Here is a 15180-nt window from a genome sequence, read left to right on the forward strand (position 1 = left end):
AGGTATGCTGACAGAAGAACGACAGCAGGTTGAGTTATTGGCAAAAAAAATTAGACGTGATACCTTGTTTGCAATAAAGAAAATGGGGCAGGGGCATCTAGGCGGTTCGTTATCGATTGTTGAATTGCTGGCGGTTCTTTATGGGAGACAGATGCTTATTAATCCTAAACAACCCTTGTGGGAAAACCGTGATCGCTTGGTACTTTCAAAGGGACATGCTGGAGTAGCACTCTACAGCGCATTGGCAAATACAGGATTTTTTGATCGAGGGTTATTGGAAACGTTGAATGAAGGGGGAACTAGTTTGCCTTCTCATCCGGATCGAAATAAGACACCCGGTGTTGATGCAACGACTGGCTCATTAGGACAAGGAACCTCGATGGCAGCAGGAATAGCCACAGGATTAAGGCTTTCGCAGTCAGAAAACTATGTGTATTTGATTGTTGGAGATGGTGAGTTGAACGAAGGGCAGTGCTGGGAAGCTTTTCAATATATTGCTCATGCGAAGCTGACACATTGTATCGTCATTATCGACGAGAATAAAAAGCAGTTGGATGGCACGACGGAAGAAATACTGGCGCCCTTTGACTTAGCTGAAAAGATGAAGGCTTTTGGCTTTTATGTGAGCAAAGTTAATGGAGCTGATTTATCGGCTATCGATCAAGCCATTCAACGAAGTAAAGAAATTGAAGACCAAGCAGTTTGCATTATTTTGGATTCAGTAAAGGGACAGGGCATACCCTATTTTGAAGAGCTGGCAGACAATCATTCAGTGAAGTTCAACAGCGAAGAGGTAAATCAAGCAGCGGAGCAAGCTCTGGTCGAGCTTGAACGGGAAATCAAGGAGATGGAAGAATAATGGTTGATGTGAAGGAAAACAGAGTACTTGGTCCTGAGCTTCGCAGCTGTGTTGTTTCAGCAATCGAGGAGCTGATGGTCGAAAATGAACATATTGTAGCATTGGAAGCGGATCTTGGCGCAGCAAGCGGCTGGAACAAGCTTGCCGAAGCTGATTCAAAGCGATTCATAAACGTTGGGATTGCAGAGGCCAATATGATTGGTGTTGCAGCCGGTTTAAGTCTGACTGGCTATATACCATTTGTTCATACCTTTGGCCCTTTTGCTACAAGACGTGTTTTTGACCAATTATTTCTATCTGGCGGCTATTCAAAAAATACAATAAACATCTATGGATCGGACCCCGGCTTTGCTGTTGGACACAACGGCGGAACACACACAACCTGGGAAGATGTTGCTTTGATTCGAATGATTCCCGAAGCAGTCATTTGTGATGCGGCGGATGCTGTTCAGATGAAATGGATTATCAAAGAATTTAGTAAGCATACTGGTATTCACTATGTTCGTGGAAACCGAAAAAGCGTTCCGGATATATACGAAGAGGACACTGAATTTCAGCTCGGCAAGGGAAATCTTCTGCGTGATGGAAAGGATATTCTATTTATCGCTGCCGGTCAGCTTGTTTCAGAAGCGCTAACCGTTTCTGAGGAGTTATTGGAAGAGGGAATTAGTTGTGAAGTGATTGATATGTTTACGATTAAACCCCTTGATAGAGCCTTGGTTGTAAAAAAGGCACAGAACAAAAAGGGCATCATAACCATAGAAAACCATTCTATTACCGGTGGCTTGGGGAGTGCTGTTGCTGAAGTGTTGGCAGAGGAAAATATACCTGTTCCGCTACTGAGAATTGGTGTGAACGAGCAATTTGGACAGGTAGGCACACCGGAGTATCTGCAGGAAGCCTATGGATTGACAGCAAAACAAATCAAACAAAAAATTGTTTCATTTATGGAAAAATAGGAAGCTGTGCCGCGCGGGAGAACGTGCGGCACAGTTTTTTTTGTTCGGACTAAATATAAAAAAATTTAAACATATCAATATTTTATAAATTAATTATTGACAATAGTTAGGTACCGAAGTATAATTCTTTTTATAAAACATAGGTACCTAACTAATTAATGACATTAATCATAAAAATAATGGAAAGAAGGATCGACAATGAGCGACTATACAGAAGAATTATTAAGGAATCTATCCATTGTGGGAACAGCAGGGAGCAGACTTATCAACACAGCGATGCTTAAGAAAAAGGCTCCCACACAACAATTGGTACTTGATTTGTTGTTGGAAGAAGACGGCATGACACAGGGAGTTTTAGCAGAAATATTAGATATTCGGCCCAGCTCTTTAACCGAAATACTGAAGAAGCTGGAGCAGCGTGGGGAAATCGAACGACGTGAGGACCCAAATGACAAACGGATTAAGCAAGTATTCCTCACTGAAGCGGGACGATTAAAGGCGAACCCGGTAAAAGAAAGTCAGCTTCGTTCAGAAGAATTTTTTGCCGGCTTATCGGAGGAAGAGCAAAGAGAATTGAATCAGCTGCTAAACAAGGTTCAAAATGGCTGGGGAGCGGATTTCTGCGATTTGTCCGATTTTCCTAAACTGCCATTTGAGATGCTTGACTCAGTGAAAGAATTCCGTGAGCAGTTCATGCAGGAGTTTGCCGGAAAAGATATGCGCACGATGTCTCCTCATGAGCGAAAAGAATTTAAGAGAGAAATGCGTGAAATGAAGCATGCCATGCGTCGTAATTTCGACCATCGAAGCTTCAAAAAAAGAGAGTTCGATCCTTTTTACAGGGAAGGGAAAACTGAACGTGGGCGTCGTTCGGAGACTTTTGATAAGAAAGAAGACAGCGAATGGGATAACTGGTAAGTCTTGTTAGAATGAGTAGTGAGAGAGAAGTTATTGGGGAAGCAGCATAACATCAGTAGGGGATCGTTTATTGGTTTTGAGCAGCTGGGACATACGAATGTTGAGGTACAATTCATAGATAATGGAGGTCTGATGATGGATATTCAAGTAGCAGAAAAGTTCAGCCAACAAGATTATGATGCAATGACGCTTAGGAAACAGGTACTGGGAAGCACAATTAATAGGAAGCAAGAAAAGAATTGGACGACGTATATTGCCGTTGAAGATGGCCAAGTAATTGGTACAGCCTCTATTCAGCTTTATCCTTTTCGCTTTGCAAGAATTCGTCAGGTGGCAGTAACACCTGAGTTTCAGGGAAAGCGAATCGGAAATCAATTGCTGGATTATTGCGAAGCCTATGCAGTGGATCACGGGCATTCTGTTGTTATTCTTACCGGACGTAAAAACGCCAGTATCTTCTATATGAAAAGAGATTATCGAGTCTTGCTTTTTCCGTTTAAAAAGCATGATATCAATTTTTTCTGGATGGGCAAGAAAATCACAGAGGAAGTCTGTTAATGAATAGGAGGAACAGTTATGAAAGAACTTATTGAAAACTCAAAAAAGATTATAAAAGAAACAAGTACATTGTCTCGTCTTGAGCTGGAAAAGAAAAGAATCGAATTGGATGCAAAAGCCACGGTATTTGCTGAAACATTTGGTTTAGTGAGCTATAAAAACAGCTATTCCGCTAATTACTAAGAGAAGAATACCCGAAAGGAGAGTGCTCATGGCGACAAGGAGTAAAATTAAATTGGTTCCGGCTGGGCTGGAGGATAGAAAAAATGTATACGACTGGTGTTTTCAATCTGAGACGACGAAATCCCATTCAGGACCGCCATATTTTTCTGAAAAGTCAATTGCTTCTTATGAAGAATTTTGTACGCAGTATTATGAAGAGTATTATTTCACCGGCTCCAATCCGCAAAAGGGAAGAGGCTATCTTATTGTCGTTGAGGATGTCTCTGTTGGCTTTGTCAGCTACTCTGCCTTTCATTTGAAACCGTCACATGCAGAGTTTGATATTTGGATGAATAGCGAGGCAAATTGCGGAAAAGGCTTTGGAACAGAGGCACTGGTTTCTCTCAGTGACCTTTTGAAGAAAGAAATGAATGTTACAACGTTTATTATTGCACCAGCAGTACAGAATAAAAGAGCAGTCAGGTCTTATGAGAAGGCCGGGTTTCAGTTGTCAAATAAGCTGATGAAGGATTTTTTAAAGGCTGAGTATATATATCTCTATGGCGAGGGTGATTACGGTGTGGAAGAAACAGCCTTAATGCTTAAGTGTGTTAACTGATGCAGCAAGAGTATTTTATAGAAGAGTCTGAGATAACCATCTATGGGATCAGCTGCCGCCATGGATGGTTGTCTCAGACTCTTACGCAATTATCTGCTTTTTTAAAGAGAGCTTACATTGGCTTCAAATTTTTTTCTAAACGGTCAATCATCCAAGCAAGACGCTTCGCACGACCAGCTTCTGTTTTAGCATCTAAATAAGCCCTAGTATAAGTTTTCTTTACAGAAGGAGACATTCCTTGAAAGTTTGAGTATGCCTGCTCATTTACTTGCAGCATTTTGGCAACCTCTGCTATCTGTTCTTCTGGAATAGCTGATGGCTTCGTGGCCTTTTCCCACTGACCATTTTTCTTGGCTTCAGCTACTTTCGTTCTTCCATAGTCGGTCATCAGTCCATGCTTTTCCAACGCTTCGACTAATGACTTATTCTTTACGGACCACTTGCTGTCAGTTCTTCTGGAAGCAAAATACTTCATATAAGAATCATCATCAATCTTTTTCATCAAACCATCAATCCAACCAAAGCAAAGTGCCTCTTCTAATGCCTCACCGGCTTTTAAAGTCGCTATCTTTTTGTTTTTTCCAAACAACAACCAAACGCCTTCACTGGACTGACTGTTCTCTGTTAACCAGCTTCTAAATGCTTCACGTGTGTCAAAATGCAAGGGCTCTCCCATCTTATTGCCTCCTTCATTGAAATAAACTCATTGCTTTTTAACAAGAAAATTACTCTACCTTTCTATTATACGGATACTTACTATAAAAATGTAGCTGTTTTTCAAAATAACCCCTCTTTAAAATCAATTACCAACACAATCGTTGGCTTCTTTTTTAACGAAAAATTACCTGTGAGTCGAACTGCCTTGTCTATTTATAAAATTCCAGCATTGCCTCCAGCCGTTTCACTAATTCTTCTCGGATTATGTCAGGTGCTAAGCATTTACACCGAGTACCAAAGCCTAATAGAAGATGGTAGCCGAATTCATCAGGAATAAAATATGGAAATTCAACGAAGTAACGACCGGCTTCTTTTTGTGGAACAAACTCCAAATCGTTGAAGCGTTCCGCCAACTGGTCTTTTACAGAGTAATCTACCTCCAAAGAGAGTGTCATGAAAGCTGTTCTGCCGGAAGTATCTCTTCCGAAAACAACAGGCGGCGGTGTTCTTTGCGTAATTGGTCTGTTGGTTGATTGGATGTTTTTCATTCGTGATAGCTTAAAAATTCGAAACTCCTGTTTTTCTAAGCAGAAAGCCTGTGTATACCAGCTGCTTTCTTTAAGAATCAATCGATAAGGCTCGATTGAGCGTTTTGAATAGTCTCCGGCACGATTCTCATATTCGATGGAAAGGGCGTATTGTGTATCAAGAGACTGCTGAATCAACTCTATCGATGCACCCGCCTGTCCATTTTGAATCCAGGGAGACAGGTCAATAATCAACTGGTCTGTCTTTAATGCGACCTCTTGCTCCAATTTTTTAGGGACCAAAGACTTCAGTTTTTCTATGGTGTAAGCAGTCTGCTTGCTGTTCATATGTCGACTTAAGCTGTTTAGACTGGTTAAAAGAGAAATCAAATCTGAGGTGGTAAAGAAGCGCTGATCAATTTTGTAGTTTTCCATAATACGGATACCACCTTTGCTTCCAGGAAAAGCAACGACAGGAATGCCGGCCTGACTGAGTGAATCTATATCTCTGTAAATGGTTCGGACAGAGACCTCAAAGCGTTCTGCAAGCTGTGGTGCGCTGATTTGTTCCTGTTCTAAAAGCATCATGGTGATAGCTAACAAACGTTCACTTTTCATGTAGACCTCCTTTTATTTCTGATTGTTAAAGTGGAATAGCTGAATCAGATAAAAAACTTTCTTTGATAAAAGCATAGAACCCTGACAAATAGTTGTCAAGGTTCTTTTGATAGAATTATCTTGTATCAGGCAACGAATAATTTAGGAGGAATCAAAATGAACGCAGAAAATATGTTTAAAGAAGTAATGGAGACACAACAGGAAATCGCATTGGCAACAAGTGTAGAGGGACAGCCAAATGTCAGAATTGTTAATTTTCTTTATGATCCGGAAAGAAAGGTCGTCTATTTTTCCACCTTCAAAGGGAACGAGAAAGTAGCTGAGCTGCAGGCGAACCCGCTGGTTGCATTGACAACTGTGATTAAGGGAGATGAAAGTGACCATGTTCGTATCTTGAAAGGAACTGCTAAGCCAAGTGAAAAATCCTTACAGGACTTAGCAGAGGCTTGGATTGCAAAAATGCCTTTTTATGCCGAAATTATTGAATCGGGTGGAGAACATCTGCAGGTTTATGAAATCGGGTTTGAACAGGCAACGGTGATTTCTGGTATGACCTTTAGAGAAAACATTACGGTATAGCTTCGAAAATGAAATTTTGGATAGGCGTTGCATCAAAGGAACATGTTGAAATTGGTGTGGCAGGTGGCTTTGCCCAACTTTGTCATGGAAAATGTGCCCCGTTAAACAGGATGAAAGCAGGGGATTGGTTGATTTATTATGCGCCAAAGGTGTCGATGCAGACCAATCAGCCTTATCGGAAATTTATGGCTGTTGGGCAGGTGCTAGAGGGTGAAGCCTATCCTTTTGAAATGTATCCAGGCTTCATTCCCTATAGAAAGAATGTTTCTTTTCAAAAGGTTACCTCGCCACTTTCCTTGGAAGGAATCAGCAAGTTTCCTGTTTGGCAGGATTATCGTTCAAAGCTGAGGTTTGGTCACTTTGAAATCTCGGAGGAACTATTTGAACTCATTGCCTTCAGTATGGTGGAAGGCTAAGTGATAAAGCGCATTGCAGCGTGAATGGAAATCCGTTGCAATGTGCTTTTTTTACTATAAAGGAATTGTAAAATTTTTATGACTATAATTTCAGTGATACCAAGAGTTAGCGAGAGAAATCTGAGGACACTGTCTAGCTTCACGAGCAGCTATCTTCGGCAATAAGATAACTTGTCTTCGATGATAAAGAGCATCATCAAGTCAAGTTCCTATATTGCTTAGAAGTTCCCGCGCTGTTCAGCTTTTCTGTTTGTCTAGCTTCACGAGTCAGCTCACTTGACGATAAGATGAACTGTCATCAGCGATAAGGAACATCACTGAGTCAGTTCCCTATATCGCGCATGAGCTCCCGACTCGTTCAACTTTTCTTATTGGCAAAATGGTTATTTTTCTTTTGTATGTGAGGTATACTAGGGGAAAGAGAATAGGGAGATGCGAGGTGTTTTGCTATGAAAGAATATGTCTATGCCATCAGTGATATCCATGGGGAATATGAGCTGTTCCAACATTTAATTGACTATTATGACAAGGAAAAGCATCAGCTGGTCTTGATTGGCGATTTGAATGATCGTGGAAAAAGAACAAAAGAATGTTTTTTGTTGGGGAAAAGGTTGGTGGAGGAGTATGGAGCGATTTATCTCAGAGGAAACCACGAAGAATATTTTCTCCAATTTTTACAAAACCCTGAAGATTGGTATCCCGGCTATGTCAGAAATGGCGGAAAAGAGACAATGGAGAGTCTGCTTCATAAAGGCGCGACAGAAGAATACTCGCCAACAGAGATTGCGATGATGATTCGCAGCCGTTATGGGGAGCTGGTAGAGTTTCTGGTTCAACGACCGCTATACTATGAGTGGTACGACTATATTTTTGTTCATGCCGGAGTAGACCTGACAAAGTCGGATTGGCATAATACAAGTCCGCATGATTTTATCTGGATTCGGGATGCCTTTCACCATGGAAAAAACAGTACTGGTAAGAAAATTGTTTTTGGTCACACGATCACACCCATGCTTCATGGCGACATGCAGACGACAGATTTATGGCTATCGGATAATAAAATCGGTATTGATGGCGGTGCAGTTTTTGGCGGGTCCGTCCATGGCGTTATTTTTGACAAGACGGGAATTGTGCAGGATATTGAGTATCAAAATATGAAGGGACCTTGGCAGCCGGATTTTTAGAAATCTAATTAAGTAAGGGATAATAACAGACGGTTTGATTCGAAACATCCTTTCATTCGTTATGATTTAAAAAACTAGTTTACTTTTTAAGAACCTGAAGCATAAAGCTATCAGGTTTTTTCATACGATAAATAGCTTCATCTAGTTCTACACCTTTCTATAAAAAAAGGGCAGGGTATGCTAAAATAGACGAGTATGCTAAAGAAAGAGGTAGAAAAAATGGCAGAGGCTTATAATCAGGAAATAGTGGACTTGCTTCAAAAAGAATTGGCAGGGTACCGCCTAAATCAACTAACAACAGTGCTGACCCTTTTAGGTGAAGGTAATACTGTTCCGTTTATTGCACGGTATAGAAAAGAGATGACCGGCAGTCTGGATGAAGTTCAGATTAGAGAAATCGAAGAACGATATACGTATCTGGAAAACCTTGAAAAACGCAAAGAGGAAGTTCAGCGTCTGATTGCGGAGCAAGGAAAGCTGACTGATGAATTGAAAAGAGATATTCTTGCTGCAGTAAAAATGCAGCAGGTGGAAGACTTATATCGTCCATATAAGCAAAAACGACGGACAAAAGCGACGATTGCCAAGGAAAAGGGCTTAGAACCATTAGCAGATTGGCTTGCAGCTCTTCCAGAAACAGGCGACGTTCTGGCACAGGCGCAAAACTATGTCGATGCTGAAAAAGAAGTCGCCTCTGCGGAAGAAGCGTTGCTAGGCGCACATGAAATCTTAGCTGAACGAATCAGTGATGAGGCTAAATTCCGTAAGTGGATTAGAGATTTTACCTTTAACAAAGCTCAATATGTCAGTAGTGTGAAGAATGCGGAGAAGGACGAGAAAGAAGTATACGGCATGTACTACGATTTCTCAGAACCGATAAACAAGATGGTCTCTCACCGTGTATTGGCAACCAATCGCGGAGAAAAAGAAGATATCCTGAAGGTTTCTCTTTTAGTCGATGAACAGAAAATTAATGAGTATTTCAATAGACAGCTAATTGGGAAAAAACAGCAGTCAATCAGTGCTTCCTATATCGAAACGGCTTACCAAGATAGCTATAAACGCTTTATTGGTCCGGCAATTGAACGGGAAATTCGCAATGAGCTGACAGAACAGGCGGATGAGCAGGCCATAAAAATATTTGGAGAAAATCTGCGTAATTTACTACTACAACCGCCATTGAAAGGAAAAGTTGTTTTAGGGTTTGACCCGGCGTATCGAACAGGCTGTAAGCTGGCTGTTGTTGATCCAACAGGAAAGGTGTTGGCAATCAATGTCATCTACCCGCATAAACCAGCTTCCGGTGAAAAAAGAGCTGCCGCGGGTCCGGCACTTCGCAAGCTGATTGAACAGTATAATGTAGACATGGTTGCGATTGGGAATGGGACTGCCAGTCGTGAATCTGAGCAATTTGTTTCTGAGCAGCTGAAGCAGGTTTCCAGAGAAGTTTATTATGTGATTGTTAATGAGGCGGGGGCTTCCGTCTATTCAGCCAGTGAAGTAGCTCGTACAGAATTTCCAAATCTTCAAGTTGAAGAACGAAGTGCTGTTAGTATTGCACGTCGCTTACAGGATCCTTTGGCTGAGCTGGTGAAGATTGATCCGAAAGCAGTTGGTGTTGGTCAATATCAACACGATGTATCGCAGAAGCGTTTAGCTGAACAGCTGAGCTTTGTTGTGGAAACCGCGGTAAACCAAGTAGGTGTTGATGTGAATACCGCCAGTCCGCAGCTTCTGCAATATGTTTCCGGATTGAACAAGACAACAGCGCATAATCTTGTTACCTATCGAGATGAAAATGGGGAGTTTACTGCTCGAAATCAAATCAAAAAAGTTCCGCGTTTGGGGCCTAAAGCCTACGAACAAGCAATTGGCTTCTTACGTATCCCTGATGGAAAAAATGTATTGGATAATACAGGAATCCATCCGGAGAGCTATGATACGGCAAAAGCAGTTTTAGAAAAAGCTGAGGTATCACTGAAGGAACTGGGTACAGCTGAAACAACGGAGAAAATCAAAGCATTGAAGCTAACTCAGATTAAGGATGAGCTAGCTGTTGGTACAGAAACGTTGAAGGATATTCTGTCCTCTCTGGCGCAGCCGGGAAGAGATATGCGGGATGAAATGTCTGCACCGCTTCTAAGAAAAGACGTCTTGTCTATGGAAGACCTGAAAGCGGGAATGGAGCTTCAAGGAACAATTCGAAATGTAATTGACTTTGGCGCATTTGTAGATATTGGCGTGAAGCAGGATGGTCTTGTGCATATTTCCAAGCTAAGCAATCGCTTTGTAAAGCATCCAACAGATGTTGTTGCGGTAGGAGATGTAGTAACTGTCTGGGTAGAGGATGTTGATTTGAAGAAGGGCCGAATCAGTCTAACTATGCTTCCAGCTGTGAAGGAGAAGAAATAACGTGTCTGTTTCATCCGTCTCTGTTGATTTATACTCTGAAAAGCAGCTGCAGCAATTGGTAGAGGAAATATCATTGCGTTTCTTTGATAAACCATTTCGACACCGTGCATTTTTTAATCGCCGATTGAGAACGACTGGCGGAAGATACCATCTTCAAAGCCATGATATCGATTTTAATCCTAAGGTTCTGGAAAAGCATGGAATGGAGGAACTGATTGGTGTCGTGAAGCATGAGCTTTGCCACTACCACCTTCATCTTGAGAAAAGAGGCTATCAGCATAAGGACCGAGATTTCAAAGAGCTTCTTAAGCAAACTGGCGGCAGCCGCTATGTACAGCCGTTGACGGAACGCAAAGTCTCTTACCACTATTATCAGTGTCAAGACTGTGGTGGAATGATAAGGAGACAGCGAAGAGTTAATGTTAGTCGCTATGTCTGCGGCAGCTGCCGTGGAAGATTAGTGCAGGTTACTAAAAATGACTAGCAAAGAAACACTGCCATTTTCTTGGCAGTGTTTCTTTTTTGCTAGTCAATGTTTCTCATCTATGCAGAAAAAAGTCTGTCGCTTGTATAGTCGTGATTAAAAATCTGAGAACGGTATTCTTTTGTTTCGAAAGAAGCTGTATCGTCCGCATGGAAACGACTCATCCATTGTTCTTCACTATAAAATTCCAATAGCTCATCCATCGTATCCTGATAAGGAGAGTCAAGGAATTCAGGGAGCCGAGCAAAATCCTCTTCACCAATAATAAAGATGTTCTCAGGATTATAGAAATGATAGTGGCGAATTTTTCTATTTGTAGTGACGAGCTTTTTCTTAAAGAAAAGGGCTTCAAGTGAGCGGAGTGTGATGCCGGTTTGTCCGGGTCGCATAATTTCCAAAATTCCTTTACTTTCAGCAACGAAGTTTAGGTAGTCTTCATAGGAAAGGTAGCCCTTTTGCTCATTGCCTCGCCCATTTAAGATAAAGTAATGAGTATCTAGCTTGAGATAATTAAAAATCATTAGAAGTGATTGTGCCACCTCTCTTCGACCATTATCAGAAGCGCCGAAGAAAAGGTCACGTTTGAGCTCCTTATTTGGAAGCAGCATACGTCTTGAGTAAAAGGTGGAATTATGGTTGAGATGAAATTCCTGTGCCTCTAATGGGTCGAAGGTGTAGTAAGCGTCAATATATGGTTCAGCCTGTGTGCGGTAAAGCAGCTGGATTTTTTCTTTGGTCATATGGTTCCAGAAGAAGAGGACGAATTTTGCTTGAGTGTAGGGGCGGATGACCTCAGCCATTTTAGGCTCAAAGCCATAATCAAGAAAAACAATCAGAGAGTATTGAGAGAGCTTTTCCTCCCAGTTTGTTTTATCCCAAGGAGCGCGAAGTAGTTGGTGACCTGCAATAACATCAATATCAGACAGTGTATCAAAAAAATATAAATGTTCATTTTTAGCAACTAAAAGTGTCGTTCGATCATTCATGATTCGTTCCTCGCTTTCCATAAGATAATAGTTTTGACTATACTACCACGTTCTAAAAAAATAAAAACCTATTTTGCTTGAAAGAAAATGCACAAACTGTCTGAAAATTCTATAAATTGTTACTGAGCGTAAAAATACCGTAAAAAAAGGAAGCCCAGCAATGTTTTAGCTGTGCTTCCTGAAAGTTAGTTCAATAATTTTTCTAAGATATAATCTGTTTCCCGTTCCTTATAGATGGAATAACCATGTTTCCGGTATAGTCTCTCTGCAACCTGGTTGTGTTTGAAGACACCCAAGCGAATAGCTGTCATTCCATTTATTTGAGCTATAGTTTCTATTTGATTCAATGCACTGGTACCAAACCCTTGTCTTTGGTTTTTTGGATAAACAAGAAAATCGCCAATAAATGCGACACCGTCTTCCAATAACAGCCAAATGATACCGACTGTTTGTGTCTCGTGGACCAAATTGTAAACAAGTGTATTTTCAGTATGATACCCATCATGGAAGATGTCTTCTTTAAATTCCCATGAGGCAAACTTAAACGCCTCTTGTTCCAGTGTAAAACGTTTACTGTGCAGCAGTTCTTTTGAATAACTATCGATTGCACTGTCGAGATAGTCAAGAAACTCTGTCTCGGACATTGGAGTCAATTTCATAATAGTTCCTCCTTTTAAACGAATGTACGACATAGAAAAGTTCAGTAAAGCAGCCGAACTGATGATAATGCATAGAAAACGGAGGTCTCCATTTAGCCCATCGATCGAATAGATTTTAAAAATGAATCAAAAAGCTCAGGCAGTGCCTCGAAAAAGAATAAGTAAACTGTGCTTAGAGAAAAAAATATACCTGAAATTACAAAGAAAAGAACGATTAAAACTGAGTAAAGGCCTTCAGACATTTTCTTCTCGTTTCTTTTTAAAAGAAAAAACAATAGTACCATTACTATACCAACAATAATTATATACACTTAAGCCATTGAATAAACGCTTCCCCCTTTTTTTCTCCTAGTTATAAATATACCGTACTATAAAATACATAACAATAGGAAAAGAATAGTGATAATTCATAGCTTCTCATGGATAGAAAACTTACTTCTTCAGACGATAGCCTTTTTGAAAGCAAGCTAATCAGCAATTGGGATTTGTAGTTCTGTAACAGGCACATCTGGCTCATTTGAAGAAGCGGCTTCTACGCGATGATAAATTTCTCTGACAGGTCCATTGATTGTATACTTGTTTTTATTGAGCCAAAGCATCATTTTATTGAAAACAGGCTCGATTTCTGACAAAGAACCACGGTGAATGGCACTGACCACTTTTTGTGCCGGTAAGGTCTGTAATTGAACGGAAGCAGAAGCTGCTGGTTGGAGCGGTTTTAGAATAGGTTCAATGATTTCAAGGTCAATAGTTGGGCTGTCCTGGTTGATAAAAAGGCCTTCGAAATAGCGAGTCATGCAAGGAGTAGTCAGTGAAATATTGTACGATCGAATCGTCTGTTCTAACTCCTGCCAAGCTTGTTCGCAAAATTCATCAAAGCTTTGATTGAGGTCATTTTTCCGATAACTTCTTCTCAGGCTGACAGTGTTGATTGCTTCAACCTGCTTTATGATAATTTCGTTCATTGCGGGAATTCCTCCATTCCTTAATAAAAATAAATTTGTGTGTATTCGTTGAATACGTTTTTTTCTGTCGATTATTTCCTTTTCAAGTAACAAAATATTTTCTTCAAGCAGCAGAGACAAATCAGCTGTATTTGTCTTTTTTGAAAGTAAATCCTTAATCATTTCCAGTTTGATTCCGGAATCCTTAAGAATCATAATTTTATTTAGTTCATCAAGCTGCTCGAGTTGATAGTCGCGATAGCCGTTCAGCTTATGTTTTTCAACCGGTGAAAAAAGTCCAAGCTTATCATAATAGTGTAGGGTACTGACTGACACACCGCTGATTTTTGAAAATTGCGCAATATTCATAAGAAACTCCTTTAACAATCAATTGATATCTATATACTAAACTATGAAGCAGCTTCAAAGTAAATAGGTAAAAAAGAATAATCTGTAATTTTTGTTAGTAATCAACTTCAAGTACAAATGATATTATTCTTTCACGAATGTGAATAGTATGCTATAGTTTGTTCAGATGATAAAGGAGCGTAATTATGGATGAAGAAAAATTACTAATTAGAATAGCTGAAATGTATTATCAGGAGGACAAAAACCAAAGCCAGATTGCGAAAGAGCTGAATATTCATCGGACGACAATCAGTCGACTGTTGAAGCGTTCCAGAGAAGAAGGGGTCGTTCAGATTACAATCAATTATGATAAATCAACGAGCTATTCTCTGGAGCAGACATTAGAACAGCGATTTGGGTTGACTAAGGCAGTGGTCATTCCGGTTGCACCTGAGCTTAGCCGACAGCAAAAAGAACACTTCTTGGGAAAAGCAGCCAGTGACTATTTTCTTGAATATATTAAAGATGGAATGAAAGTAGGTTTTTCATGGGGGCATGCGTTGGCAGCTATGGTTGAAGAAATGGGTTCTAGAGAATTGAAAAATGTTCTTTGTCTGCCGATGATTGGCGGGCCTTCCGGGAAGCTGGCCAGTGAATATCACGTGAATACGATTGCCTATGCAGCATCAAAAAAACTTGGCTGTTCGGCTTTACTAATTGATTCACCGGCTATCACTGAGACGACTGAATTGAGAACGGCATTGATGATGAATTCCTTCAATCAAGAGCTGTCTAAGCTTTGGCAAGAGCTGGAGGTGGCTGTATTCGGTATCGGCAGTCCCAGCTTGAGTGCAAATGATGTATGGCAAGGATTTTATGGTAAAGAAGTGATTAAAGATTTGGAAACCAAGGGTATCGCAGGCGATGTGTTGTCTCGTTTTTTTGATACAGCGGGTAAATCTGTAAAGAGCTCATTGGATGATCGGATTATCGGTTTAACGATGGAGCAGCTGAAAAAAGTACCACAACGGATTGGGATTGCAGAATCAAAGGAGAAAGTTGGCAGTATTCATGCGGCTCTTTTAGGGGGAATATTGACGACACTTGTCACAACAGAAGAAACGGCGAAGGAAATTCTTTTGTTAGACTAAATAAAGAATAAAGGACTATTCGGTGCAGGTTGCCGAATGGTCTTTTTTGTGATTTTTGAATGTTTATAAAATCATTTTATAAAATAATTATTTCTTAAAGTGTGTTACTATTATAGGTGATTAAAAATAAAAAGAAGGAA

Annotated in this window: 17 protein-coding genes; 12 read left to right on the plus strand and 5 right to left on the minus strand. The window is 40.5% G+C overall.

What is annotated here, in order from left to right:
* Positions 1-4: 4 nt before the first annotated feature.
* From IW510_RS13895 to IW510_RS13920, 6 genes are all read left to right on the plus strand, one after another.
* Positions 5-859, plus strand: coding sequence for a transketolase (locus IW510_RS13895; protein WP_442896436.1), 855 nt, complete (start codon positions 5-7; stop codon positions 857-859).
* On the plus strand, positions 859-1818 hold the full coding sequence (locus IW510_RS13900; RefSeq protein WP_202060636.1) for a transketolase family protein: 960 nt from the start codon (positions 859-861) through the stop codon (positions 1816-1818). The genes IW510_RS13895 and IW510_RS13900 overlap by 1 nt, the downstream gene beginning before the upstream one ends.
* A 198-nt stretch (positions 1819-2016) precedes the next feature.
* Complete coding sequence (locus IW510_RS13905) at positions 2017-2736, plus strand: MarR family winged helix-turn-helix transcriptional regulator (protein ID WP_202060637.1); 720 nt, start codon at positions 2017-2019, stop codon at positions 2734-2736.
* Positions 2737-2769: 33 nt separating this feature from the next.
* Positions 2770-3294 (plus strand): GNAT family N-acetyltransferase, encoded by a 525-nt coding sequence (locus tag IW510_RS13910; RefSeq protein WP_236674753.1) that lies wholly within the window; start codon positions 2770-2772, stop codon positions 3292-3294.
* Between the two features lie 18 nt (positions 3295-3312).
* Positions 3313-3477: a hypothetical protein gene (locus IW510_RS13915; RefSeq protein ID WP_202060638.1), complete on the plus strand. Its 165-nt coding sequence runs from the start codon at positions 3313-3315 to the stop codon at positions 3475-3477.
* A gap of 28 nt (positions 3478-3505) precedes the next feature.
* Complete coding sequence (locus tag IW510_RS13920; RefSeq protein ID WP_202060639.1) at positions 3506-4075, plus strand: GNAT family N-acetyltransferase; 570 nt, start codon at positions 3506-3508, stop codon at positions 4073-4075.
* A 112-nt stretch (positions 4076-4187) separates the two neighbouring features.
* On the opposite strand, the gene IW510_RS13925 is transcribed toward IW510_RS13920, so the two are convergent.
* Together IW510_RS13925 and IW510_RS13930 are read right to left on the minus strand one after the other, a co-directional pair.
* Complete coding sequence (locus IW510_RS13925) at positions 4188-4751, minus strand: YdeI/OmpD-associated family protein (RefSeq protein WP_202060640.1); 564 nt, start codon at positions 4749-4751, stop codon at positions 4188-4190.
* A gap of 190 nt (positions 4752-4941) precedes the next feature.
* Positions 4942-5877 carry a helix-turn-helix transcriptional regulator gene (locus IW510_RS13930; protein WP_202060641.1) on the minus strand — a complete coding sequence of 312 codons (936 nt, stop codon included), beginning with the start codon at positions 5875-5877 and terminating at the stop codon, positions 4942-4944.
* A gap of 156 nt (positions 5878-6033) precedes the next feature.
* Between IW510_RS13930 and IW510_RS13935 the strand changes: the two genes are divergently transcribed.
* The 5 genes from IW510_RS13935 (at position 6034) to IW510_RS13955 (ending at position 10952) form a co-directional block, all read left to right on the plus strand.
* Positions 6034-6456, plus strand: a complete 423-nt coding sequence (locus IW510_RS13935) for a pyridoxamine 5'-phosphate oxidase family protein (protein ID WP_202060642.1) — start codon at positions 6034-6036, stop codon at positions 6454-6456.
* An 8-nt stretch (positions 6457-6464) separates the two neighbouring features.
* Complete coding sequence (locus IW510_RS13940; RefSeq protein WP_202060643.1) at positions 6465-6872, plus strand: EVE domain-containing protein; 408 nt, start codon at positions 6465-6467, stop codon at positions 6870-6872.
* A gap of 449 nt (positions 6873-7321) precedes the next feature.
* Positions 7322-8056, plus strand: a complete 735-nt coding sequence (locus tag IW510_RS13945) for a metallophosphoesterase (RefSeq protein WP_202060644.1) — start codon at positions 7322-7324, stop codon at positions 8054-8056.
* A 219-nt stretch (positions 8057-8275) separates the two neighbouring features.
* Entirely contained in the window at positions 8276-10468 is a 2193-nt protein-coding gene (locus IW510_RS13950) for a Tex family protein (protein WP_202060645.1), read from the plus strand.
* A gap of 1 nt (position 10469) precedes the next feature.
* Positions 10470-10952, plus strand: coding sequence for a SprT family protein (locus IW510_RS13955; RefSeq protein WP_202060646.1), 483 nt, complete (start codon positions 10470-10472; stop codon positions 10950-10952).
* 59 nt (positions 10953-11011) lie between these two features.
* Here the strand turns inward: IW510_RS13955 and IW510_RS13960 are convergent, their stop codons facing one another.
* From IW510_RS13960 to IW510_RS13970, 3 genes are all read right to left on the minus strand, one after another.
* Positions 11012-11938: an oligosaccharide biosynthesis protein Alg14 gene (locus tag IW510_RS13960; protein WP_202060647.1), complete on the minus strand. Its 927-nt coding sequence runs from the start codon at positions 11936-11938 to the stop codon at positions 11012-11014.
* Positions 11939-12123: 185 nt separating this feature from the next.
* Positions 12124-12597 (minus strand): GNAT family N-acetyltransferase, encoded by a 474-nt coding sequence (locus IW510_RS13965; protein ID WP_202060650.1) that lies wholly within the window; start codon positions 12595-12597, stop codon positions 12124-12126.
* 467 nt (positions 12598-13064) lie between these two features.
* Positions 13065-13910: a MerR family transcriptional regulator gene (locus IW510_RS13970; protein ID WP_202060652.1), complete on the minus strand. Its 846-nt coding sequence runs from the start codon at positions 13908-13910 to the stop codon at positions 13065-13067.
* A gap of 185 nt (positions 13911-14095) precedes the next feature.
* Between IW510_RS13970 and IW510_RS13975 the strand changes: the two genes are divergently transcribed.
* Positions 14096-15040, plus strand: a complete 945-nt coding sequence (locus tag IW510_RS13975; protein WP_202060654.1) for a sugar-binding transcriptional regulator — start codon at positions 14096-14098, stop codon at positions 15038-15040.
* The last annotated feature ends 140 nt before the right edge of the window (positions 15041-15180 follow it).

The sequence above is a fragment of the Enterococcus sp. BWR-S5 genome, assembly GCF_016745255.1.
Classification (GTDB): domain Bacteria; phylum Bacillota; class Bacilli; order Lactobacillales; family Enterococcaceae; genus Enterococcus_L.

Excerpts from the sequence above, each read along its gene's own strand:
- IW510_RS13895 (WP_442896436.1), top strand. The coding sequence starts at position 5 with ATGCTGACAGAAGAACGACAGCAGGTTGAGTTATTGGCAAAAAAAATT.
- IW510_RS13900 (WP_202060636.1), top strand. The coding sequence starts at position 859 with ATGGTTGATGTGAAGGAAAACAGAGTACTTGGTCCTGAGCTTCGCAGC.
- IW510_RS13905 (WP_202060637.1), top strand. The coding sequence starts at position 2,017 with ATGAGCGACTATACAGAAGAATTATTAAGGAATCTATCCATTGTGGGA.
- IW510_RS13915 (WP_202060638.1), top strand. The coding sequence starts at position 3,313 with ATGAAAGAACTTATTGAAAACTCAAAAAAGATTATAAAAGAAACAAGT.
- IW510_RS13920 (WP_202060639.1), top strand. The coding sequence starts at position 3,506 with ATGGCGACAAGGAGTAAAATTAAATTGGTTCCGGCTGGGCTGGAGGAT.
- IW510_RS13925 (WP_202060640.1), bottom strand. The coding sequence starts at position 4,751 with ATGGGAGAGCCCTTGCATTTTGACACACGTGAAGCATTTAGAAGCTGG.
- IW510_RS13930 (WP_202060641.1), bottom strand. The coding sequence starts at position 5,877 with ATGAAAAGTGAACGTTTGTTAGCTATCACCATGATGCTTTTAGAACAG.
- IW510_RS13935 (WP_202060642.1), top strand. The coding sequence starts at position 6,034 with ATGAACGCAGAAAATATGTTTAAAGAAGTAATGGAGACACAACAGGAA.
- IW510_RS13940 (WP_202060643.1), top strand. The coding sequence starts at position 6,465 with ATGAAATTTTGGATAGGCGTTGCATCAAAGGAACATGTTGAAATTGGT.
- IW510_RS13945 (WP_202060644.1), top strand. The coding sequence starts at position 7,322 with ATGAAAGAATATGTCTATGCCATCAGTGATATCCATGGGGAATATGAG.
- IW510_RS13950 (WP_202060645.1), top strand. The coding sequence starts at position 8,276 with ATGGCAGAGGCTTATAATCAGGAAATAGTGGACTTGCTTCAAAAAGAA.
- IW510_RS13960 (WP_202060647.1), bottom strand. The coding sequence starts at position 11,938 with ATGAATGATCGAACGACACTTTTAGTTGCTAAAAATGAACATTTATAT.
- IW510_RS13965 (WP_202060650.1), bottom strand. The coding sequence starts at position 12,597 with ATGAAATTGACTCCAATGTCCGAGACAGAGTTTCTTGACTATCTCGAC.
- IW510_RS13970 (WP_202060652.1), bottom strand. The coding sequence starts at position 13,910 with ATGAATATTGCGCAATTTTCAAAAATCAGCGGTGTGTCAGTCAGTACC.
- IW510_RS13975 (WP_202060654.1), top strand. The coding sequence starts at position 14,096 with ATGGATGAAGAAAAATTACTAATTAGAATAGCTGAAATGTATTATCAG.